Origin of the sequence: Citrobacter sp. Cpo071 (assembly GCF_030332765.1) — a bacterium.
Lineage (GTDB): Bacteria > Pseudomonadota > Gammaproteobacteria > Enterobacterales > Enterobacteriaceae > Citrobacter > Citrobacter portucalensis.
This window is the reverse complement of sequence record NZ_JAOWHE010000081.1, coordinates 137,288-157,555: the sequence shown is the minus strand read 5'-3', so window position 1 is coordinate 157,555 and position 20,268 is coordinate 137,288. Positions and strand designations below refer to the sequence as shown.

The window sequence follows — 20,268 nt, the reverse complement described above, 5'->3', positions numbered from 1 at the left end:
GCTTAGAAGACGAGAGACTTATGATGGAAATTCTGCGTGGTTCACCTGCACTGTCTGCATTCCGTATTAACAAACTGCTGGCACGTTTTCAGGCTGCCAACCTCCAGGTCCACAACATTTACGCCGAGTACGTCCATTTTGCCGATCTGAATGCACCGTTAAATGAAGATGAGCACGCGCAGCTTGCACGCCTGCTGAAATATGGTCCTGCTCTGCAAAGCCACGCCCCGGAAGGCAAACTGCTGCTGGTTACGCCTCGCCCAGGCACCATCTCCCCGTGGTCTTCTAAAGCGACTGATATTGCCCACAACTGCGGTCTGCACCAGATTAGCCGCCTGGAACGTGGCATTGCCTGGTATGTAGAAGCCTCTACGCTGACCGCTGAGCAATGGCAGATGGTGGCCGACGAACTGCACGATCGCATGATGGAAACGGTTTTCTCTGCGCTGAACGATGCCGAAAAACTGTTTGCCCATCACCAACCGGCGCCGGTCTCCAGCGTTGATCTACTGGGTGAGGGGCGTCAGGCGCTGATCGACGCTAACCTGCGTCTGGGTCTGGCGCTGGCGGAAGACGAAATTGACTATCTGCAGGATGCGTTCACCAAACTGGGACGTAACCCGAACGATATTGAACTATACATGTTTGCGCAGGCCAACTCTGAGCACTGCCGCCACAAGATTTTTAACGCCGACTGGGTTATCGATGGTAAACAGCAGCCGAAGTCGCTGTTCAAGATGATCAAGAATACCTTCGAAACCACGCCGGACCACGTGCTGTCTGCCTATAAAGACAACGCTGCGGTAATGGAAGGCTCTGAAGTGGGCCGCTATTTTGCCGATCACAAAACCGGCCGCTACGATTTCCATCAGGAACCAGCCCACATCCTGATGAAGGTTGAAACTCACAACCACCCGACGGCTATCTCTCCGTGGCCAGGTGCTGCAACCGGCTCCGGTGGCGAAATCCGCGACGAGGGCGCAACAGGTCGCGGTGCAAAACCGAAAGCCGGGCTGGTGGGTTTCTCCGTTTCCAACCTGCGTATTCCTGGCTTTGAACAGCCGTGGGAAGAAGACTTCGGTAAGCCGGACCGTATTGTTACCGCGCTTGATATCATGACCGAAGGCCCGCTGGGCGGCGCGGCGTTTAACAACGAATTTGGTCGTCCGGCGCTGACCGGCTACTTCCGTACCTATGAAGAAAAGGTCAACAGCCATAACGGCGAAGAGCTGCGCGGTTACCATAAACCGATCATGCTGGCAGGCGGGATCGGTAACATCCGTGCCGATCACGTGCAGAAGGGCGAGATCGTCGTTGGCGCTAAGCTTATCGTCCTCGGCGGCCCGGCAATGAACATTGGCCTTGGCGGCGGGGCAGCCTCCTCTATGGCTTCCGGCCAGTCTGATGCCGATCTTGATTTCGCTTCCGTACAGCGTGACAACCCGGAAATGGAACGTCGTTGCCAGGAAGTTATCGACCGTTGCTGGCAGATGGGTGATGCGAACCCGATTCTGTTTATCCATGACGTTGGCGCGGGTGGACTGTCTAACGCTATGCCGGAGCTGGTAAGCGATGGTGGTCGCGGCGGTAAGTTCCAGCTGCGCGATATCCTCAGCGACGAGCCGGGTATGAGCCCGCTGGAAATCTGGTGCAACGAATCCCAGGAGCGCTACGTGCTGGCGGTTGCTGCCGATCAATTGCCGCTGTTTGATGAACTGTGTAAGCGTGAGCGCGCGCCGTATGCGGTGATTGGTGAAGCTACCGAAGAACAGCATCTGACCTTGAGCGACAGCCACTTCGACAACCAGCCGATCGACATGCCTCTTGATGTGCTGCTGGGTAAAACACCGAAAATGACCCGCGATGTGCAGACGCTGAAAGCCAAAGGCGATGCCCTGAATCGTGGTGAAATCTCGATTGCAGATGCGGTTAACCGCGTGCTGCATCTGCCGACTGTCGCGGAGAAAACGTTCCTCGTGACCATCGGTGACCGTACCGTTACCGGCATGGTGGCGCGTGACCAGATGGTTGGTCCGTGGCAGATCCCGGTCGCTAACTGCGCGGTCACTACCGCCAGCCTCGATAGCTACTACGGCGAAGCAATGTCTATCGGCGAACGCGCGCCGGTTGCGCTATTGGACTTCTCTGCCTCTGCGCGTCTGGCGGTCGGTGAAGCGCTGACCAACATTGCGGCAACGCAGATTGGCGACATCAAACGTATTAAGCTGTCGGCAAACTGGATGGCGGCTGCTGGTCACCCTGGTGAAGATGCTGGCCTGTACGAAGCAGTAAAAGCCGTCGGGGAAGAGCTATGCCCGGCGCTCGGCCTGACCATTCCAGTGGGCAAAGACTCTATGTCGATGAAAACCCGCTGGCAGGAAGGTAACGAGCAGCGTGAAATGACTTCGCCGCTGTCGCTGGTGATCACCGCCTTTGCCCGCGTAGAAGATGTGCGCCACACCATTACCCCGCAGCTGTCTACTGAAGACAACGCCCTGCTGCTGATTGACCTCGGTCTTGGTCACAATGCGCTGGGCGCTACGTCGCTGGCGCAGGTTTACCGTCAACTGGGCGATAAGCCTGCCGACGTGCGTAACGTTGAGCAACTGAAAGGCTTCTACGATGCGATTCAGGCGCTGGTCGCTGCGCGTAAGCTGCTGGCCTACCATGACCGTTCTGACGGCGGTCTGCTGGTTACGCTGGCGGAAATGGCCTTCGCCGGTCACTGCGGTATTGACGCTGATATCCACTCTCTGGGTGAAGATCGTCTGGCGGCGTTGTTTAACGAAGAACTGGGTGCGGTGATTCAGGTTCGTGCTGCTGAGCGTGAGGCGGTGGAAGCGATTCTGGCTACCCACGGCCTGGCAGACTGCGTACACTTCCTCGGTAAAGCCGTTGAAGGTGACCGCTTCACCCTGACCGCTAACGGCCAGCCGGTGTTTAGCGAAAGCCGTACTACCCTGCGTATGTGGTGGGCGGAAACTACCTGGCAGATGCAGCGCCTGCGTGACAACCCGGAATGCGCCGATCAAGAACACGACGCTAAAACCAACGATGCGGACCCTGGTCTCAACGTTAAACTGTCGTTTGATATCAACGAAGATGTTGCCGCTCCGTACATCGCCACCGGTGCACGTCCCAAAGTGGCCGTACTGCGCGAGCAGGGTGTGAACTCCCACGTTGAAATGGCAGCTGCCTTCCACCGTGCGGGTTTCGACGCCATCGATGTGCACATGAGCGACCTGCTGGGCGGACGTATCGGCCTGGGTAACTTCCAGGCACTGGTGGCCTGCGGCGGCTTCTCTTACGGCGATGTGCTTGGCGCTGGTGAAGGTTGGGCGAAGTCGATTCTGTTCAACAACCGCGTCCGTGATGAGTTCGAAACCTTCTTCCATCGCCCGCAAACGCTGGCACTCGGCGTGTGTAACGGTTGTCAGATGATGTCTAACCTGCGTGAGCTGATCCCAGGAAGCGACCTGTGGCCGCGCTTTGTGCGTAACCATTCCGACCGCTTTGAAGCCCGCTTCAGCCTGGTCGAAGTGACGCAAAGCCCGTCTTTGCTGCTTGCCGATATGGTGGGTTCGATGATGCCGATTGCCGTTTCTCACGGTGAAGGTCGTGTGGAAGTGCGTGACGGTGCGCATCTGGCTCAGCTTGAGAGCAAAGGTCTGGTGGCGCTGCGCTACGTTGATAACTTCGGTAAGGTGACCGAGACCTATCCGGCTAACCCGAACGGTTCGCCGAACGGCATTACTGCAGTGACCACTGAAAATGGTCGCGTCACCATTATGATGCCGCACCCGGAACGTGTGTTCCGTACCGTGAGCAACTCCTGGCACCCGGAAAACTGGGGCGAGGATAGCCCGTGGATGCGTATTTTCCGCAACGCGCGTAAACAGCTCGGTTAATTCGCTCAATAGTCATCAAGCCCCTCTTCGCGAGGGGCTTTTTTTTGTCTGCCGGATGGAACCCGCCTGATGACGCTACGCTTATCAGGCCTACAGGGAAAATGCGGTTGTAGGCCGGATAAGGCGTTCACGCCGCCATCCGGCAATAAACTCAGCGCTTGCACCTAAAAGTAAAGTGTCGGGAAATGCCGACATGGACAGGGTAGCGGTGTCGTCAAAAAGAGACGTTTAATTATTTGATTTAATAGTAATTTGTTTTTAAGTGCTGCAAGTGTTGCTGATTGGCGACAGAGAGAACAAAAAACAGACAGAATTGTTATTTGTGAAAATAATAATATTTTTCATACTTATCATTGTGTTAATAAAGTGTTTTGAATATTGGCACAGATGCTGCATAATATTAACCAGTGGCTCATTCACCTTCTTATGTCAGCCCCTTCGGGACGTGCTACATAAACTTCGAATGACGCACAACAAGGTGCCTGCCGTCCAACATCTGATATTAGCATTGCTCATATCAACCTCCGGGCGAAACGTCGAGTTAGGCACCGCCTTATTCCATAACAAAGCCGGGTTAATCCCGGCTTTGTTGTATCTGGCGTTCCCCTCAGTTAGCATCAATCTTTTCCTGTCCATTGAGAGTAACGCCTTGAAGCGCTGGTCAGTTTTTCCCCGATCTTTACGTCAATTGGTGACGTTGGCCTTCTTGCTTATCCTGCTGCCGTTGTTAGTTCTGGCCTGGCAGGCATGGCAAAGTCTGAATGCCCTGAGCGCGCAGGCTGCGCTGACAAACCGCACCACGCTGATTGATGCCAGACGCAGCGAGGCGATGACCAACGTCGCGCTGGAGATGGAGCGCAGCTATCGGCAATACTGCGTGCTTGATGACCCAACATTGGCCAGGGTCTACCAAAGCCAGCGTAAACGCTACAGCGACATGCTGGATGCGCATGCGGGGGTGTTGCCGGATACCAAGCTCTACCAGGCGTTGCGTCAGGATCTTAACGATCTCGCGCAGTTGCAGTGTAAAAACAGTGGTCCTGACAGTGTGTCGGCTGCACGGCTGGAAGCGTTCGCCAATGCCAATACCGAGATGGTGCAAGCGACGCGTACCGTGGTCTTTTCTCGTGGGCAGCAGTTACAGCAGGAAATAGCCGAACGCGGGCAGTTTTTTGGCTGGCAGGCACTGGTGCTGTTTCTCGTCAGCCTGGCGATGGTCTTGCTGTTTACCCGCATGATTATCGGCCCGGTGAAGGGCATTGAACGGATGATCAACTGTCTGGGAGAAGGGCGCTCGCTGGGGGATAGCGTATTATTTACCGGGCCACGGGAATTGAGATCCGTGGGGCAGCGTATCATCTGGTTAAGCGAACGTCTCTCCTGGCTTGAGTCGCAACGGCATCAGTTTTTACGCCATCTTTCCCATGAGCTGAAAACACCGCTGGCGAGCATGCGCGAAGGTACCGAATTGTTGGCCGATCAGGTGGTTGGCCCGTTAACACCGGAGCAAAAAGAGGTGGTCGGTATTCTGGATGACAGCAGCCGTAACCTGCAAAAGCTGATTGAACAACTCCTCGATTACAACCGCAAGCTGGCGGATGACGAGGTGGAACTTGAAAGTGTGGAAATCGCGCCGCTGGTGGAAAGCGTTGTTTCTGCGCATAGCCTGCCCGCTCGCGCCAAAATGATACATACTGATGTTGCGCTTGCGGTGAACACTTGCCTGGCAGAACCGATGCTGTTGATGAGCGTGCTGGACAATCTTTATTCCAATGCGGTGCACTATGGTGCTGAATCCGGTAACATTTGGATCCGCAGCAGTTTGCATGGCTCAACGGTATACATCGATGTAATGAATACCGGCACACCGATTCCAGAAGCAGAACAGACCATGATCTTCGAGCCTTTTTTCCAGGGGAGTCATCAGCGAAAAGGGGCGGTAAAAGGAAGCGGGTTGGGGCTAAGCATTGCCAGAGATTGCATCCGCCGTATGCGGGGCAAGCTGTATCTGGTTGATGACCATGCGCAAAACGTTTGTTTTCGCATAGAACTGCCGCTAGCTGCTGCGAAAAATCACTAAAATAAACCTAAGTCTGGTGAGTATGCCATACGTTGTTGTCCGAATGCTTAAACGACATTTTCTTCGTCGCGTCATCCTCGCAAGCCTGCCGTGCCTGGCGCTGGTTGGTTGTGTCCCGAACGCGGTGAATCATATTATCGGCGATCCCTCGCAGGAGAAAATTCCGCCTAATCAACTGGCGGACTACCTTGCAACCGACTGTACGGATATCTGGTCGCTGTCTGGCCAGTCTACAGAAACCAATCCGTTGTACTGGCTGCGGGCGATGGATTGCGCCAATCGCCTGATGCCGGTGCAGGCGCGTAGTGAAGCCAGCACCCTGATGGCAGATACTTGGCAGGGCGCTTTCAGGCGTGGGATCCTGCTCGATAATGCCAATATTACGCCGCCAGAAAGGCGGGAGGCTGTTACGCGCCTCGATGCGTTAAGCCCGCAAATTCCGCCACAGGTACGCCCGCTGTATCAGGTCTGGCGCAGCAGCCAAACGTTGCAGTTGCAGCTTGCCGAAGAGCGTATGCGCTACAGTAAACTCCAGCAGGCATCCGACAGCGATCTCGATACGCTGCGTCAACAGCAGCAGCATTTGCAGTCCCAGCTCGATCTCACGACCCGCAAGCTGGAGAATCTGACCGATATTGAGCGCCAGCTTTCCACGCGCAAACCTGGCGGTAACTACAATCCTGATGCGCTGCACGGGAACGATAAACTCACTACGCCTGATAACGAAGAAGGCGCAGCGCCGTCTGCCGATGAGGTTACGCCATGATAAGCCGTAAGCCCGCGCATCTGCTGCTGGTGGATGACGATCCGGGCCTGTTGAAATTACTTGGAATGCGACTGACCAGCGAAGGCTACAGCGTCGTGACCGCGGAAAGTGGGCAGGAAGGGTTACGGGTGCTGAACCGTGAAAAAGTGGATCTGGTTATTAGCGATCTGCGCATGGATGAAATGGATGGTATGCAGCTGTTTACTGAAATCCAGAAAGTACAGCCTGGGATGCCGGTGATTATCCTGACCGCTCACGGCTCCATCCCTGACGCCGTTGCGGCGACCCAGCAAGGGGTGTTCAGCTTCCTCACTAAACCAGTCGACAAGGACGCGTTATATCACGCGATTGACGGGGCACTGGAACAGTCTGCGCCCGCCACCGATGACAGCTGGCGCGAATCTATCGTTACCCGCAGCCCGCTGATGCTACGCCTGCTGGAACAGGCGCGGATGGTGGCGCAATCGGACGTTAGCGTCTTGATTAACGGCCAAAGCGGAACCGGGAAAGAAGTTTTCGCTCAGGCTATTCACAACGCCAGCCCACGCAGCCAAAAACCTTTCATTGCCATTAACTGCGGCGCGTTGCCGGAACAACTGCTGGAATCAGAACTGTTTGGTCATGCGCGCGGTGCTTTTACCGGTGCGGTGAGCAATCGTGAAGGGCTGTTTCAGGCCGCAGAAGGCGGCACGCTGTTTCTCGATGAGATTGGCGATATGCCTGCGCCGTTACAGGTGAAACTGCTGCGCGTATTGCAGGAACGAAAAGTCAGACCGTTGGGCAGTAACCGCGATATCGACATTGATGTGCGGATCGTTTCTGCGACCCACCGCGATTTACCCAAAGCGATGGCACGGGGCGAATTTCGCGAGGATTTGTACTATCGCCTCAATGTGGTGAGCCTGAAGATCCCTGCGCTGGCCGAGCGTACGGAAGATATTCCGCTGCTGGCGAACCATCTGCTGCGCCAGTCTGCTGAACGGCACAAACCGTTCGTACGCGCCTTTTCAACCGATGCCATGAAGCGGTTAATGACCGCCAGTTGGCCGGGCAACGTGCGTCAGCTGGTCAACGTAATTGAGCAGTGCGTGGCGTTGACCTCTTCGCCGGTGATCAGCGACGCGCTGGTGGAGCAGGCGCTGGAAGGGGAAAACACCGCGCTGCCGACCTTTGTTGAGGCGCGTAACCAGTTTGAGCTCAACTATCTGCGTAAGCTGCTGCAAATCACCAAGGGCAATGTGACCCACGCGGCAAGAATGGCGGGGCGCAACCGCACCGAATTCTATAAATTGCTTTCTCGGCACGAGCTGGATGCAAACGATTTCAAAGAATAAATCTGCGGATTATGTTAGCTTTATTCGATCAAAAGACAGGCGACCTTTTCAAGGAATAGCATGAAAAAGATTGATGCGATTATTAAACCCTTCAAGCTGGACGACGTCCGCGAAGCGCTGGCAGAAGTCGGCATTACCGGTATGACTGTGACAGAAGTGAAAGGTTTTGGCCGTCAGAAAGGCCATACCGAGTTGTACCGTGGCGCGGAATATATGGTGGATTTTCTGCCGAAGGTAAAAATTGAAATTGTGGTTACCGACGACATCGTCGATACCTGCGTCGACACCATTATCCGTACTGCCCAGACCGGCAAGATCGGTGACGGTAAGATTTTTGTCTTCGACGTGGCACGCGTTATTCGTATTCGTACCGGTGAAGAAGACGACGCGGCAATCTAAGCCGCGCCGTTAATTTGTAGGCCTGATAAGCGTAGCGCATCAGGCAGAGTGATTGCCGGATGGCGGCGTAAACGCCTTATCCGGCCTACTCGCGTAACACATTACAAGACTTTGTGCGGACCGAAGCATTCGTAATGAATGTTCTCGTTTTTCACGCCCAGACCGACCAGCTGCTTCGCGGCGAACTGCATGAAACCAACCGGACCGCACAGATAAAACTGCATCGCCGGATCGCTGATTGCGCTTTCCAGTTTGTTCAAATCCATCAGACCTACGCTATCAAAGGCACCTTTCGCACGATCGGCTTCGGTTGGCTCACGATACCAGGTGTGTGCGCTAAAGCGTGGCAGCGTTTTGCCGAGTTCATTAACTTCATCAGCGAAGGCATGCACGTCACCATTTTCTGCCGCATGGAACCAGTTAACCTGCGCCGTATGCTGCGCTTTTGCCAGCGTATCCAGCATCGCCAGCATTGGGGTTTGTCCCACTCCCGCGGAGATCAGAGATACCGGGGTGTCGGTCGCAACGTCCATAAAGAAATCGCCCGCAGGTGCGGCCAGGTGAACAACGTCGCCAACATTCGCATGGTTGTGCAGCCAGGTTGAAACCTGACCACCGTCTTCACGCTTAACCGCAATACGGTAGCCTTTGCCATCGGGTTTACGGGTCAGTGAGTACTGACGAATTTCCTGATGCGGGAAACCTTCCGGCTTTAACCAGACGCCCAGATATTGCCCCGGATGATATTCAGCCACTGCGCCACCGTCGACAGGTTCAAACTCAAAGCTGGTGATAAGTGCACTGCGTGGGGTTTTTGCCACGATGCGGAAAGGACGGGTACCTTCCCAGCCGCCATTTTTATTGGCATTTTCGCTGTAGATTTGCGCTTCACGGTTGATGAAAACGTTCGCCAGCACGCCGTATGCTTTGCCCCACGCATCCAGAACTTCCTGGCCTGGGCTGAACATTTCGTCCAGCGTTGCCAGTAAATGGCCACCCACGATGTTGTACTGCTCGGGTTTAATCTGGAAGCTGGTATGCTTCTGTGCGATTTTCTCAACAGCCGGCAACAGTGCCGCCAGATTTTCGATATTGCTGGCATACGCGGCAATAGCATTAAACAGCGCTTCACGCTGATCGCCATTACGCTGATTACTCATGTTGAAGATTTCTTTCAGCTCTGGGTTATGCGTAAACATGCGGTCGTAGAAATGGGCGGTCAGCTTCGGGCCTGTTTCAACCAGCAGGGGAATGGTGGCTTTCACTGTAGCGATGGTTTGTGCGTCAAGCATACGGTCTTCCTTTATCTGAGACTTTAATGATGTATGTCAAATACATCTTATAAAAAATACCCCTGCATTGTAAATGGTTCTTTGTAACTTTGCGTTGTAAAGGTTACATCGTGAAAAATCTGCATCACAAACCTGAAAAGAAATCCGTTGAAATTCAGCAGACCTTTGTTCTCCAAAGCCTTGCGTACCTTGAAGGTAATCGTTTGCGTAAAATCCTTTGTCAAGACCTGTTATCGAAGAATGATTCGGTTATACTGTTCGCCGTTGTCCTACGGACCGCCTTTTAAGGCCGAAAATTTTATTGTTAGCTGAGTCAGGAGATGCGGATGTTAAAGCGTGAAATGAACATTGCCGATTATGATGCCGAACTGTGGCAGGCTATGGAGCAGGAAAAAGTACGTCAGGAAGAGCACATCGAACTGATCGCCTCCGAAAACTACACCAGCCCGCGTGTTATGCAGGCGCAGGGTTCTCAGCTGACCAACAAATATGCTGAAGGTTATCCGGGCAAGCGCTACTACGGCGGTTGCGAGTACGTTGATATCGTTGAGCAACTGGCTATCGATCGCGCAAAAGAGCTGTTTGGCGCTGACTACGCTAACGTACAACCGCACTCCGGTTCTCAGGCTAACTTTGCTGTTTACACCGCTCTGCTGCAACCGGGCGATACCGTTCTGGGTATGAACCTGGCACAAGGCGGCCACCTGACTCACGGCTCCCCGGTTAACTTCTCCGGCAAACTGTACAACATCATCCCTTACGGTATTGATGAGTCCGGCAAAATTGACTACGAAGACATGGCGAAGCAGGCCAAAGAGCACAAACCGAAGATGATCATCGGTGGCTTCTCTGCTTACTCCGGCGTTGTTGACTGGGCAAAAATGCGCGAAATCGCCGACAGCATCGGTGCATATCTGTTCGTCGATATGGCGCACGTTGCAGGTCTGATTGCCGCAGGCGTTTATCCGAACCCGGTTCCACACGCACACGTTGTGACCACCACCACCCACAAAACCCTGGCGGGTCCACGCGGTGGCCTGATCCTGGCGAAAGGCGGTGACGAAGAGCTGTACAAAAAACTGAACTCCGCTGTGTTCCCAAGCGCGCAGGGCGGCCCGCTGATGCACGTGATCGCGGCGAAAGCTGTGGCGCTGAAAGAAGCGATGGAGCCTGAGTTCAAGGTTTACCAACAGCAGGTTGCCAAAAACGCCAAAGCGATGGTGGAAGTGTTCCTGAACCGTGGCTACAAAGTGGTTTCTGGCGGTACTGAAAACCACCTGTTCCTGCTGGATCTGGTTGATAAAAACCTGACCGGTAAAGAAGCTGACGCCGCGCTGGGCCGTGCTAACATCACCGTTAACAAAAACAGCGTACCGAACGATCCGAAGAGCCCGTTTGTGACTTCCGGTATCCGTATCGGTTCTCCGGCTGTGACTCGCCGTGGCTTTAAAGAAGCTGAAGTGAAAGAGCTGGCTGGCTGGATGTGTGACGTTCTGGACAACATCAATGACGAAGCTGTTATCGAGCGCGTCAAAGGTAAAGTGCTGGATATCTGCGCACGTTTCCCGGTTTACGCGTAAGTAATACGGATTGCCAGATGGTGGTGTAAACACCTTTTCCGGCCTACAGGTAACTCACATGTAGGCCAGATAAACGAAGTGCCATCCGGCAGTTATATTGACTTAAGCAAGATTGTTTCATTGATTAAAGTCGCCACTGGCGGCTTTTTCTTTGCCTGAATCCATTTTCTCAATAAACGTATTTCTCGGCCCTGATTCAACGTTACTGCGCCGACAATCACGCCATCCTGTAGGTTAAACCATATTGCTTTCTGCGCATCAGGATCGCCGCGTAGGAGCCAGTTCTCACCCTGCATTTCGCCGACAAACTGTAGATTATCACGGTACTGATCGGTCCAGAACCAGCCCGGCGTTGCTGCTGGCTGCGGTTGATTGAGCATCGCGGCGGCGGCAACCTGTGCCTGAAAATTGGCGTTTTCCCAGCTTTCCACGCGTACTAACGAACCGTCAGCCTGGCGTGTTATCGCTACGTCACCGGCGGCGAAAATCGCGGGATCGGAGGTGGTGCAGGCGGTATCAACGATAATGCCGTTCGCCGTCTCCAGCCCCGCTTCGCGGGCCAGCATATCGTTCGCCACGATACCGATGCCATAGATCACCGCATCAGCGGTGAGAGTTTCGCCGTTTTGTAGCGTGAGCGAGAGAGACTCTCCTGCTTCGACATGCTCTATAGCGCTGTTAAGCAATACCCGCACGCCCGCAAGTTGGTGGCGGGTTAGCAGGTAGTCGCGCACCGGAGCAGGCGCGTTGCGGCCCATGACCGTTGGCGCCAGCTCCACCACCGTCACCTGACAGCCGCGTTGAGTCGCGCTGGCCGCCAGTTCCAGACCAATGGTGCCCGCACCGACAATGACAATCGACTTGCCCGGCAATAAATTGTCGCGCAGGCGCTCGGCATCGCCCGCGTGGCGCAGGGTGAAGCAACGATCGCCCAGCTTATCCAGTTGCGTAAGGGGGCGTGCCGCAGCGCCCGTCGCAATCAGTAGCCGATCCCATGGATAACTCTGCCCATTAGCCAGCACCAACTGATGCGTTTGGCGGCCGAGCGTCTGCACAGTAACCCCCAGATGCAGCTGTACGTTGTGTTCCTGCCACCAGTCAGCGGGGAGTATCGGCTGAAGTTGCGGATTGTCGTCCAGTAGCATCGCTTTGGAGAGCGGTGGGCGTTCATAGGGCAGATGATGCTCATCGGAAAACAGGTGTAATTCGCCGTCAAAACCTTGTTGGCGCAGTGCAGCGGCAGCCATAGCCGCCGCCTGACCGCCGCCGACGATAGCGATAGTTTTTGGGTTCATAACATCTCCTCAGAGATCCAGTCCGGCGGCGACGTGACGAATACCGCGAATACCCAGACCGGCGTCGGCATTGATCATCACGCCGCTCAATGTGCGGTTGTTGCGCTTTGACGCCAGCATCACATACGGGCCGGTAAAATCCGCAGGCTCCGGGAAAAACTGTAGTGGCAAAATAGCGGCGATTTTTTCCGGCGTCAGCGACTGCATAATCGATGTATCGTTTTGTCCCAGCGCCTGCGGGCCGCGTAGATCTGTCGCCATACCGCATGGACCGACACCGTTAACACGAACCTTTGGTGCCAGCTCGTATGCCAGCTGGCGAATCAGCCCGGTAGCCGCATGTTTGCTGGCGGTATACAGCGGGCCGCCGCCGCCTGGATACCACGACGCATTGGACAGGGTAAAGATGATGCTGCCTTCGCTGGCGATAAGTGCAGGGGCACAGGCTTTCGCGCCCAGCAGATAGCCCAGCACGTTGACGTTAAACAGCTCATGAAAGCCGCTCTCCAGCGCATCCGCAGGCGTATTGACCAACGAGGCGTTGTGATCCCATATCCCCGCATTTCCGATAAAACAGTCCAGCGTACCGTAATGCGTCAGGATTTGAGCTACCGCGCGCTGATAGTCGGCGTAGCAGGTGACGTTGCCTTCGATTGCCAGCACATGTTCGCCAAAGCGCTGACGCAGGCTGGCAACTTTAGCTGGCGACAGCTCCAGTGTGGCGACCCGCGCACCTTCTTCGATGAAACGCTCGACCAGCGCCAGGCCAAGACCGGAGCCGCCGCCGGTGATAAAGACCACGTTATCGCGTAAATCGCTCATCTAGCGTCCTCTGGAATATCAACAAACACATCGCTACCGTCTACATATACCGCGTAGGTGGTGAGCGCGTCGGTGGCGGGTAGACACAACGCCTTGCCGGTTTTCAGGCAAAAACTGGCGGCATGCAGCGGGCATTCCACCGTAGCGTCGTCTTCCAGATAGCCTTCCGACATTGAGGCGTTACCGTGGCTACAGCGATCGTTAATGGCATAGAACTCGCCGCCAACGTTGAACAGCGCGATGACGGGCGAGGTATCAAGCCGGAGCGCTTCACCCTCCGGCAAATCCCCTACGGGGCAAGCATAAACACGACTCATCAGAACAGTACACTCAGGTTATGGGAGGTGATCACCGCTTGATCCAGCACGATCTCACGCTCCAGTAAGCGCCACTCATCGCCCGGCAAACGGCGCACTTTGTCTATGCGCATGCCGACGTAAAAGGTTTCATCGCGCTCTTTTTGCGCGCGATACAGCAGATAATTAAGGCGAACGGCAAAGACGTCGGGAACTCCAGTTTCACTGACCTGGCAGTTGCTGATCAGGTGCCGGGTACGCGACGGTGGCTCTTCCGCCCAGGCCATGCCGGTTTCCAGCCGCGCGATACGACGTTCGAGCTGGTCTTTGTTGTCGTTGAAAATCCAGGTGGTCGGCGGCTGCACGCCTTTGCGACGATCGCGCGTCTGGGCATTGACCGTCGTACGCATGGTGTAGCGAATGTCTTCATCCAGTTGTGCCAGCCAGTCACGAAACTTCCAGTCATCCAGCAGGCTGGCTTCATGGTAGAGAAACTGTGTAATGCGGTGGTGTAGTTCCTGAGAAACTAAGGTGCTCATTTCATCACCTCCTGCTGGTAAGCGGCGGTTTTTTCCTGCACTTCCTGCCAGCTTTCGCTGCTGAGTAAATCGGCCCAGCGCTGATACATGCCGCGCGCGGCGGTTTCCGAAAAGATGTAGTTGGTGATCCCCGGAATGCCGTCTTCACGACGTTTCTCCTGGCCCAGCCCCATTTCCAAACACAATTTGGTGTTGCGTGCGCGATGACCCTTCAGCAGTTTTTGAATTTCACACCAGTTTTCCGAGTCGTCCTGCTCCAGGAATCCGGCGGGGCCAAAGGCGCGCGTGGCGCTGTTTTCAAACGCAGCTTTCACTTCATCAGAGGCGGCTTTATCGGTAATACAGAATGCCCATACTTCAACTTGATCCGGCCCGCGCGGATGCCAGACCCTTAAGGTGGCAGTACCGTTGAGCCAGGAAAGCGTTGGGAAAATGTTGTTGTGACCGGCCAGACGCAGGGCGCGAACTTTTCCCAGACGCTGCTCGGCTTCCGCATAGGTGTCACGGTAGTAGCTGGAGACTTCGCCGTCGACCCAGACGTTGGCATCGGGATTTTCGGTAAAGAAAAATCCGCTGCCGTGCCCATCCTGACCGAACTGTAGCGCGTCTTTGGCGGTTTCCCACACCGGGCGGGCGGTTTGTCCGTCGCCCAGGCGCTTGTCGCTGCCGTCGTCTTTTGCCCCCAGCACCTGCACGGCCGAGGCATGGCTGAACAGCGCGTGATACTGGTCGCTGGCAAACTGTTCGGCGGGGAATTTCCAGTTACAATCGATGGTCCACTTTTGTACGCCACCGACGATTTCGGTGCCGCCTTCACGACGATCCAGCACACCGTCGAGATACCAGGCGATATCGCCGAGATAATCGCGCAACGCAGGCGCGGAGGTATCCCAGTTGCCGAAAATCAGTCCCTTGTAGCTCTCTACGCCAGGAACTTCGTTCAGCCCCCAGTGCGATTTGCACAGCCCTTGCGGGTAGGCGCGCGGTTCCAGCGGAACGTCGATCAGCTCGCCGTTAATGCCGTACGACCAGCCGTGATACGGGCAGGTGAAGGCGCGGGTATTACCGCAGTCGGCGTAGCTGACGCGCATTGCGCGGTGGCGACACTGGTTGAGAAACGCTTTGATGCTGCCGTCTTTCTGGCGAACCACCACAACTGCATCCTCGCCCATGTAGGTGTTAAAAAAATCACCGGGTTTGGGGATTTGGCTTTCGTGGGCGAGAAATAACCAGCAGCGTCCGAAGATGCGTTCCAGCTCCAGTTGGTAAATTTCAGGGTCGGTATAAATTCGTGGGGTTACGCGACCGTTTTGCGTGTCGATCAGTTGGTAGATGTCTAAATTTGAGGGTGTGGTCATATTTTTTAATCCTGAAAGCTAAGATGTATTGACCTTCTTTTTTTGTACCTTAAGGATGTTGCTGGTTAGTTATCAATCTGTGAAATAGTAAATTTCTACCAGTTGAGACATTTTTTCGATAACAAGGAGAAGGGCATGGAACTGAGGCACTTACGCTATTTCGTAGCGGTGGCGCAGGCGCTGAATTTCACCCGAGCGGCAGAGAAGCTGCATACCTCTCAGCCGTCGTTAAGCAGCCAGATCCGCGATCTGGAAACGTGCGTGGGCGTTCCGTTGCTGGTGCGGGATAAACGAAAAGTTGCGCTGACGGCGGCGGGAGAGTGCTTTTTACAAGATGCGCTGGCGATCCTCGAACAGGCGGAAAACGCCAAAGTTCGTGCCCGTAAAACGGTGCAGGAAGATAATCATTTCGCCATCGGTTTTGTCCCTTCCGCAGAGGTAAATCTGCTGCCGAAGGTGCTGCCTTTGTTTCGTTTAAAACAGCCTGATACGCTCATTGAGCTGGTGAGTCTGATCACCACCGAACAGGAAGAGAAGATCCTGAGTGGAGAGCTGGATGTGGGCTTAATGCGCCACCCGGTGTACAGCCCGGATCTCGATTATCTGGAGCTGATTCATGAGCCGTTAGTAGTGGTTTTACCGGTGAATCATCCGTTAGCTAATGAGCAAGCAATCTCCGCGGAACAACTACACGGCGTGAATTTTGTCAGCACCGATCCGGCCTACTCCGGCGCGTTAGCGATGATTGTCAAAAACTGGTTTCAGCAGCAAAAAAGCCAGCCCAACATTGTGCAGGTGGCAACCAACATTCTGGTGACCATGAACCTGGTCGGCATGGGGCTGGGGGTGACTTTGATACCCGGTTATATGAATAATTTTAATACCGGACAGGTGGTTTTCCGCCCTATTGTTGGCGATGTTCCGACCATTGCGCTGTTGATGGCGTGGAAAAAAGGCGAGCTAAAGCCCGCCCTGCAGCATTTTATCGAACTGGCTCAGCGCCAGCCGATGTTGTGAGCCATTATTTCACGAGAACGGTGATGGTCGCGGTACCGCTAAATTTCCCCGGCGCGGGCGTGCCGCCGAGCATATTAATCGGCCAGGCTTCCAGGTTGATTACTCCCTTGCCGGAAGGATCGATATTGATCAATCCATTTGTGAACGGGACATTGACATGGGTGCCGTCGATACGGGCCATTCTCACACCGATGTCCGGGACGTTATTGGCTTCCTGGCGGCGGGCGACTAACGTGTACTGCTCAATCACATCATCAGCATCAATCCTCATTTCCATGCTATTTTTGATGGTTGAGGTATCACCGCAGTCATAGTGAATGTCAAAATTGACCGGTGTATAGCCGTCCGGCATCTGGTCCTTGGTGGTGAAACGGTTGGCGTTGATAAAACCGAGATCGACCTGAATCACGTCGCCCTGGTTGATTTTACAATCCTGGGGCACGGTGATGCTCCCCTGGATGCGCAGTTCGGCGATATCTTCCATGCTGCTCACCGATGGTGGGGTGGACGAACTGGTCCATCCGGCCTGTACTGAGGCGACCAGGGTGTCTGGAATTACCAGTTCCCCCAGGAAGGGTTTGGTGACGTACAGCGTAAAACGGGTGCTCGCGCCAATGTTTACCGGCGCGGCGCGGATCTCCGCTGGGTCAGCCGTGCACACGCTACCTTTGCTGCTGCTGGGGCTGTAAGAGCCACTTTCCTGGATAGGTTTAGTGTTCTGCGGCGTGACCGCCGTCTTCCCGGGAATGTCATCAACTTCAGTTTTAATATCCAGATTATCATTCAACTGGTAAAAGCCGCTGAGTTTACCGTTTTTAGATAGCGCGCTGGTGACCGTATAGTACAACGCCACTTTGCTACCCGCGCTACAGCTGCAATCGATTTGATAAGCATTGCCTGAGAGCGGCGTTGGCAGTTCCAGCGAGGTTCCCGTGACGTTCTGTGCTTGCGTCCAGTCGCTGGCTATATTGACGTTAAAGCTTCCCGTCGCGGAGCAGGCCCCGGTCACCGCGTAGACCGGGGTGATAGATAGCGCCAGTAGCGCGGCGGTAATCCCATTTTTCATCCACAGACTCTTTATTGACATAGCGCGTTCCCATTTTGTATTGCGGTGTTGCGAGCAGCATCTTCCGGCAGGCTGAAGGTAAACTGGCACTGTTGATCTGGCTGATTACCCCAGCGCACGGACCAGATCTGCGGCTGGCTGTTTACGCCAGTGATATACAGCACGCCACCTTCATCGACGATGCTCTGCTGCGTCTGACTGCTGGCGATGGCGCCGAAGGGCAGTGCTTTTCCGCGCGCATCGGTGAGTTTCAGCAGTACGCGGTAGCCGGTCTGGGCAATAAAGTGTGCCGTTACGGCGGCACCGCGATTAGGCACTACGGTGCGCACCGTTTCGGTGACGTCGACGTTATCCGGCATCATTGTGGTATCGAGAGAGATGGCGTTTTCCTGATACGCGGTCAGATAGGGGATCACGGCATAGCCAAAATAGTCGGTGGCGATGCCGGGGTAATTTTTCACCCGGATCCCTGCCGCGCCGTTGGCGTCAATCAGCGCAAAGGCATTGCCCAGTGACTGCGACAGGGTCACGCCGTGACGATGGGCGACAATACCGCCAGAGAGGCCGTAGCTCAGTTGGCGGTTATCGCTGCTGTAGTCGTAACCGGCATTCACGGTGCCGTAGGCAGAACGGTAGCTGCCGTACAGACTGCTGCTGCCCGGATCGCCGCCTTCGCTTTGCCGTTGTTTCAGGTTATAGGTCAGCCGACGGTCTTCCAGCAGCGAGCCATTGATGCCCACTTCGTGCTGAGTAGCGCGATCGCGCTGGTCGGTGGTGCGCCAGGTTGCCTGCGCATGCGACAGCCAGCGATCCAACGGCACGCTCAGGCTGAGCGACAGCGTACGGTCGTTGTCGCTGTCATGTGAGTCGGTAAACTGGGCGCTGAGGTTATAGCTCACGCCCCACAGATTGCCGTTCAGGCCAATGGACAGGTTTTTATCCTGCTGCTCGCGATCCCAGTACTCCTGCTGCGAGCCAGAGGCGTAGAAACTGATACCAGAAAACAACGTCTGGCTGACAGTGAACTGAGCTTCATCGCGCAGGTGATCGCCGCCGTTGATACCCTTCTGGTTGGCGTCGGAGAAGTTGAAATAACCGCTGCTGGTGTAGCGGTAGTAGCTTAGCGACACGCTGGTGCCGCTTTCCGGTAGGTCTTTGATGTACTGGGTGCGCCAGCTGTAGCCATGATAGCTTTCATCGTTATCAAGCTGAGTGTCCGCACGGCTGACGTCCATCGATACTGCCCCCAGAACGCCAAGCGTAGAGCCGAGGCCCAGCGCCAGCGCTCGGTAGTCCTGCGAGGCGTTCAGGCCGCCGTAAAGCGTGAACGCGTTGTTCAGACCATAGCTGGCGGTGCTTTCAAGGAACTCCGGCTCGTGGCTGTCCTGCGAGCTGGCAGCGCGAAAGCGCCCCGCGGTGACGCTGTATTTTAGATAACCCGGTCTTTGCATCTGCGGCAGCGCGGAGAACGGCTGGACGAAATGACGTATGCTGCCGTCGGCTTCTTCGATAGTGACGTCTAAGTCGCCGCTGAACGCCGAAGGGTAGAGATCGTTGATTTCAAAAGCCCCAGCCGGAACGTTGCTTTGATACAGGGTGTAGCCGTTTTGCCGTACCGTCACGATAGCGCTGGAGTTGGCGATGCCGCGAATGGTCGGCGCAAAGCCGCGCTGGCTGTTGGGCAGCATGGTTTCATCAGAGTACAGCCGCACGCCGGTAAACTGATAGCTGGAGAACACCGTGCCTTCGGTGGCGCTCTCGCCTATCACCAACTGCGATTTCAGGCTTTTGATATCCCGTTGTAGCCAGCTATTAATGCTATCCCAACGCGTGTCATTATCGCTGTGCGCCCAGGTCGAGTAATTGCGCAGTCGCCAGGGGCCGATGTTGGCACCATTTTGCATATTCAGATACTGACGCCGATCGCTGTCGTTGTCGTACTGGTTTTGCGAACCGCTAAAGTTGTAGTTGGTGAACAAAACCGGCATCCCGTCGTCCCAGCGTGCAGGATCTACATAGCCGCGGGCGTCACGGTAAAGGGCAATCTGCGGCACGCTGAGATTCAGTCGGCTGTGGTTGATATCAAACTGTGAGATGCTGCCGGGAATCGCCTGCGTCAGGTCGGCTACTATCGTGGCGTTGTCCTGCTCCGCCAACTGTGGATAGTTGTCGATTTTAAAGCCCAGCTCACGCAGTTGCCCGAGGGTGAACTGAGGAATCAACTGGTGGTCTTTACCCGCGACAAACGGCAGCCTACGCTGACCGGTTTTCTTGTTGTTAATATAAATATCAACAATATATTCGCCGGGAAGCTGGGCGTTATTCTGCGAAAATACCGCCAGATCCACCGCCTGTTGGCCGCTTTTCTCTGTTTCCAGAAGGGCTGGGTCAAAGTAGAAGTCACCGGCCCAGGCATGGCCGGAGGCCAGGCATCCGCTGGCGATTGCGCAGTGCAACCAGAAGGCAAGTGGCTTCACGGTTGATAAATTCGGCGTTCTTTGCGTCATATCGCTTGT

At 55.1% G+C, this 20,268-nt stretch carries 15 protein-coding genes; 7 read left to right on the top strand and 8 right to left on the bottom strand.

What is annotated here, in order from left to right; genetic code table 11:
- Positions 1 to 20 precede the first annotated feature (20 nt).
- The 5 genes from purL to glnB all read left to right on the top strand — a co-directional run bounded on the left by purL (position 21) and on the right by glnB (position 8,487).
- Entirely contained in the window at positions 21 to 3,908 is a 3,888-nt protein-coding gene (gene purL, locus OGY09_RS13945; RefSeq protein WP_032944251.1) for a phosphoribosylformylglycinamidine synthase, read from the top strand.
- Between the two features lie 649 nt (positions 3,909 to 4,557).
- Positions 4,558 to 5,988 carry a two component system sensor histidine kinase QseE/GlrK gene (qseE, locus tag OGY09_RS13940; protein WP_103286014.1) on the top strand — a complete coding sequence of 477 codons (1,431 nt, stop codon included), beginning with the start codon at positions 4,558 to 4,560 and terminating at the stop codon, positions 5,986 to 5,988.
- A 22-nt stretch (positions 5,989 to 6,010) separates the two neighbouring features.
- Entirely contained in the window at positions 6,011 to 6,754 is a 744-nt protein-coding gene (gene qseG, locus OGY09_RS13935) for a two-component system QseEF-associated lipoprotein QseG (RefSeq protein ID WP_032944248.1), read from the top strand.
- A complete protein-coding gene (gene glrR / locus OGY09_RS13930; RefSeq protein ID WP_304502732.1) occupies positions 6,754 to 8,088 on the top strand; it encodes a two-component system response regulator GlrR in 1,335 nt (444 codons plus the stop codon). Before qseG ends, glrR begins: the two co-directional genes overlap by 1 nt.
- Before the next feature lie 60 nt (positions 8,089 to 8,148).
- Positions 8,149 to 8,487: a nitrogen regulatory protein P-II gene (glnB, locus tag OGY09_RS13925; protein WP_002914032.1), complete on the top strand. Its 339-nt coding sequence runs from the start codon at positions 8,149 to 8,151 to the stop codon at positions 8,485 to 8,487.
- 101 nt (positions 8,488 to 8,588) lie between these two features.
- Here glnB and hmpA read toward each other — a convergent pair whose 3' ends face one another.
- On the bottom strand, positions 8,589 to 9,779 hold the full coding sequence (hmpA, locus tag OGY09_RS13920) for an NO-inducible flavohemoprotein (RefSeq protein WP_008785485.1): 1,191 nt from the start codon (positions 9,777 to 9,779) through the stop codon (positions 8,589 to 8,591).
- Positions 9,780 to 10,105: 326 nt separating this feature from the next.
- Here hmpA and glyA point away from each other — a divergent pair, with 326 nt between their 5' ends.
- On the top strand, positions 10,106 to 11,359 hold the full coding sequence (gene glyA / locus OGY09_RS13915; RefSeq protein ID WP_003835277.1) for a serine hydroxymethyltransferase: 1,254 nt from the start codon (positions 10,106 to 10,108) through the stop codon (positions 11,357 to 11,359).
- Positions 11,360 to 11,451: 92 nt separating this feature from the next.
- Here the strand turns inward: glyA and hcaD are convergent, their stop codons facing one another.
- From hcaD to hcaE, 5 genes are read right to left on the bottom strand one after another with little or no spacing between them, the layout of a single operon-like run.
- Positions 11,452 to 12,654, bottom strand: coding sequence for a phenylpropionate dioxygenase ferredoxin reductase subunit (gene hcaD, locus OGY09_RS13910; protein ID WP_032944247.1), 1,203 nt, complete (start codon positions 12,652 to 12,654; stop codon positions 11,452 to 11,454).
- Between the two features lie 9 nt (positions 12,655 to 12,663).
- Positions 12,664 to 13,476, bottom strand: a complete 813-nt coding sequence (gene hcaB / locus OGY09_RS13905; RefSeq protein ID WP_032944246.1) for a 3-phenylpropionate-dihydrodiol/cinnamic acid-dihydrodiol dehydrogenase — start codon at positions 13,474 to 13,476, stop codon at positions 12,664 to 12,666.
- On the bottom strand, positions 13,473 to 13,793 hold the full coding sequence (hcaC, locus tag OGY09_RS13900) for a 3-phenylpropionate/cinnamic acid dioxygenase ferredoxin subunit (RefSeq protein ID WP_032944244.1): 321 nt from the start codon (positions 13,791 to 13,793) through the stop codon (positions 13,473 to 13,475). The genes hcaB and hcaC overlap by 4 nt, the downstream gene beginning before the upstream one ends.
- Entirely contained in the window at positions 13,793 to 14,311 is a 519-nt protein-coding gene (gene hcaF, locus OGY09_RS13895; RefSeq protein WP_032944241.1) for a 3-phenylpropionate/cinnamic acid dioxygenase subunit beta, read from the bottom strand. The genes hcaC and hcaF overlap by 1 nt, the downstream gene beginning before the upstream one ends.
- Complete coding sequence (gene hcaE / locus OGY09_RS13890; protein ID WP_032944240.1) at positions 14,308 to 15,669, bottom strand: 3-phenylpropionate/cinnamic acid dioxygenase subunit alpha; 1,362 nt, start codon at positions 15,667 to 15,669, stop codon at positions 14,308 to 14,310. The genes hcaF and hcaE overlap by 4 nt, the downstream gene beginning before the upstream one ends.
- A 135-nt stretch (positions 15,670 to 15,804) precedes the next feature.
- On the opposite strand from hcaE, the gene hcaR reads away from it, so the two are divergent.
- Entirely contained in the window at positions 15,805 to 16,686 is an 882-nt protein-coding gene (hcaR, locus tag OGY09_RS13885; RefSeq protein ID WP_032944239.1) for a DNA-binding transcriptional regulator HcaR, read from the top strand.
- Between the two features lie 4 nt (positions 16,687 to 16,690).
- Here the strand turns inward: hcaR and OGY09_RS13880 are convergent, their stop codons facing one another.
- On the bottom strand, positions 16,691 to 17,773 hold the full coding sequence (locus OGY09_RS13880; protein ID WP_050592534.1) for a fimbrial protein: 1,083 nt from the start codon (positions 17,771 to 17,773) through the stop codon (positions 16,691 to 16,693).
- Positions 17,764 to 20,259: a fimbria/pilus outer membrane usher protein gene (locus OGY09_RS13875; protein WP_032944236.1), complete on the bottom strand. Its 2,496-nt coding sequence runs from the start codon at positions 20,257 to 20,259 to the stop codon at positions 17,764 to 17,766. Before OGY09_RS13875 ends, OGY09_RS13880 begins: the two co-directional genes overlap by 10 nt.
- Positions 20,260 to 20,268 lie beyond the last annotated feature (9 nt).

Coding starts and splice junctions, on each gene's coding strand:
- purL (WP_032944251.1), top strand. CDS start 21: ATGATGGAAATTCTGCGTGGTTCACCTGCACTGTCTGCATTCCGTATT.
- qseG (WP_032944248.1), top strand. CDS start 6,011: ATGCCATACGTTGTTGTCCGAATGCTTAAACGACATTTTCTTCGTCGC.
- glnB (WP_002914032.1), top strand. CDS start 8,149: ATGAAAAAGATTGATGCGATTATTAAACCCTTCAAGCTGGACGACGTC.
- hmpA (WP_008785485.1), bottom strand. CDS start 9,779: ATGCTTGACGCACAAACCATCGCTACAGTGAAAGCCACCATTCCCCTG.
- glyA (WP_003835277.1), top strand. CDS start 10,106: ATGTTAAAGCGTGAAATGAACATTGCCGATTATGATGCCGAACTGTGG.
- hcaD (WP_032944247.1), bottom strand. CDS start 12,654: ATGAACCCAAAAACTATCGCTATCGTCGGCGGCGGTCAGGCGGCGGCT.
- hcaB (WP_032944246.1), bottom strand. CDS start 13,476: ATGAGCGATTTACGCGATAACGTGGTCTTTATCACCGGCGGCGGCTCC.
- hcaC (WP_032944244.1), bottom strand. CDS start 13,793: ATGAGTCGTGTTTATGCTTGCCCCGTAGGGGATTTGCCGGAGGGTGAA.
- hcaF (WP_032944241.1), bottom strand. CDS start 14,311: ATGAGCACCTTAGTTTCTCAGGAACTACACCACCGCATTACACAGTTT.
- hcaE (WP_032944240.1), bottom strand. CDS start 15,669: ATGACCACACCCTCAAATTTAGACATCTACCAACTGATCGACACGCAA.
- hcaR (WP_032944239.1), top strand. CDS start 15,805: ATGGAACTGAGGCACTTACGCTATTTCGTAGCGGTGGCGCAGGCGCTG.
- OGY09_RS13880 (WP_050592534.1), bottom strand. CDS start 17,773: ATGTCAATAAAGAGTCTGTGGATGAAAAATGGGATTACCGCCGCGCTA.
- OGY09_RS13875 (WP_032944236.1), bottom strand. CDS start 20,259: ATGACGCAAAGAACGCCGAATTTATCAACCGTGAAGCCACTTGCCTTC.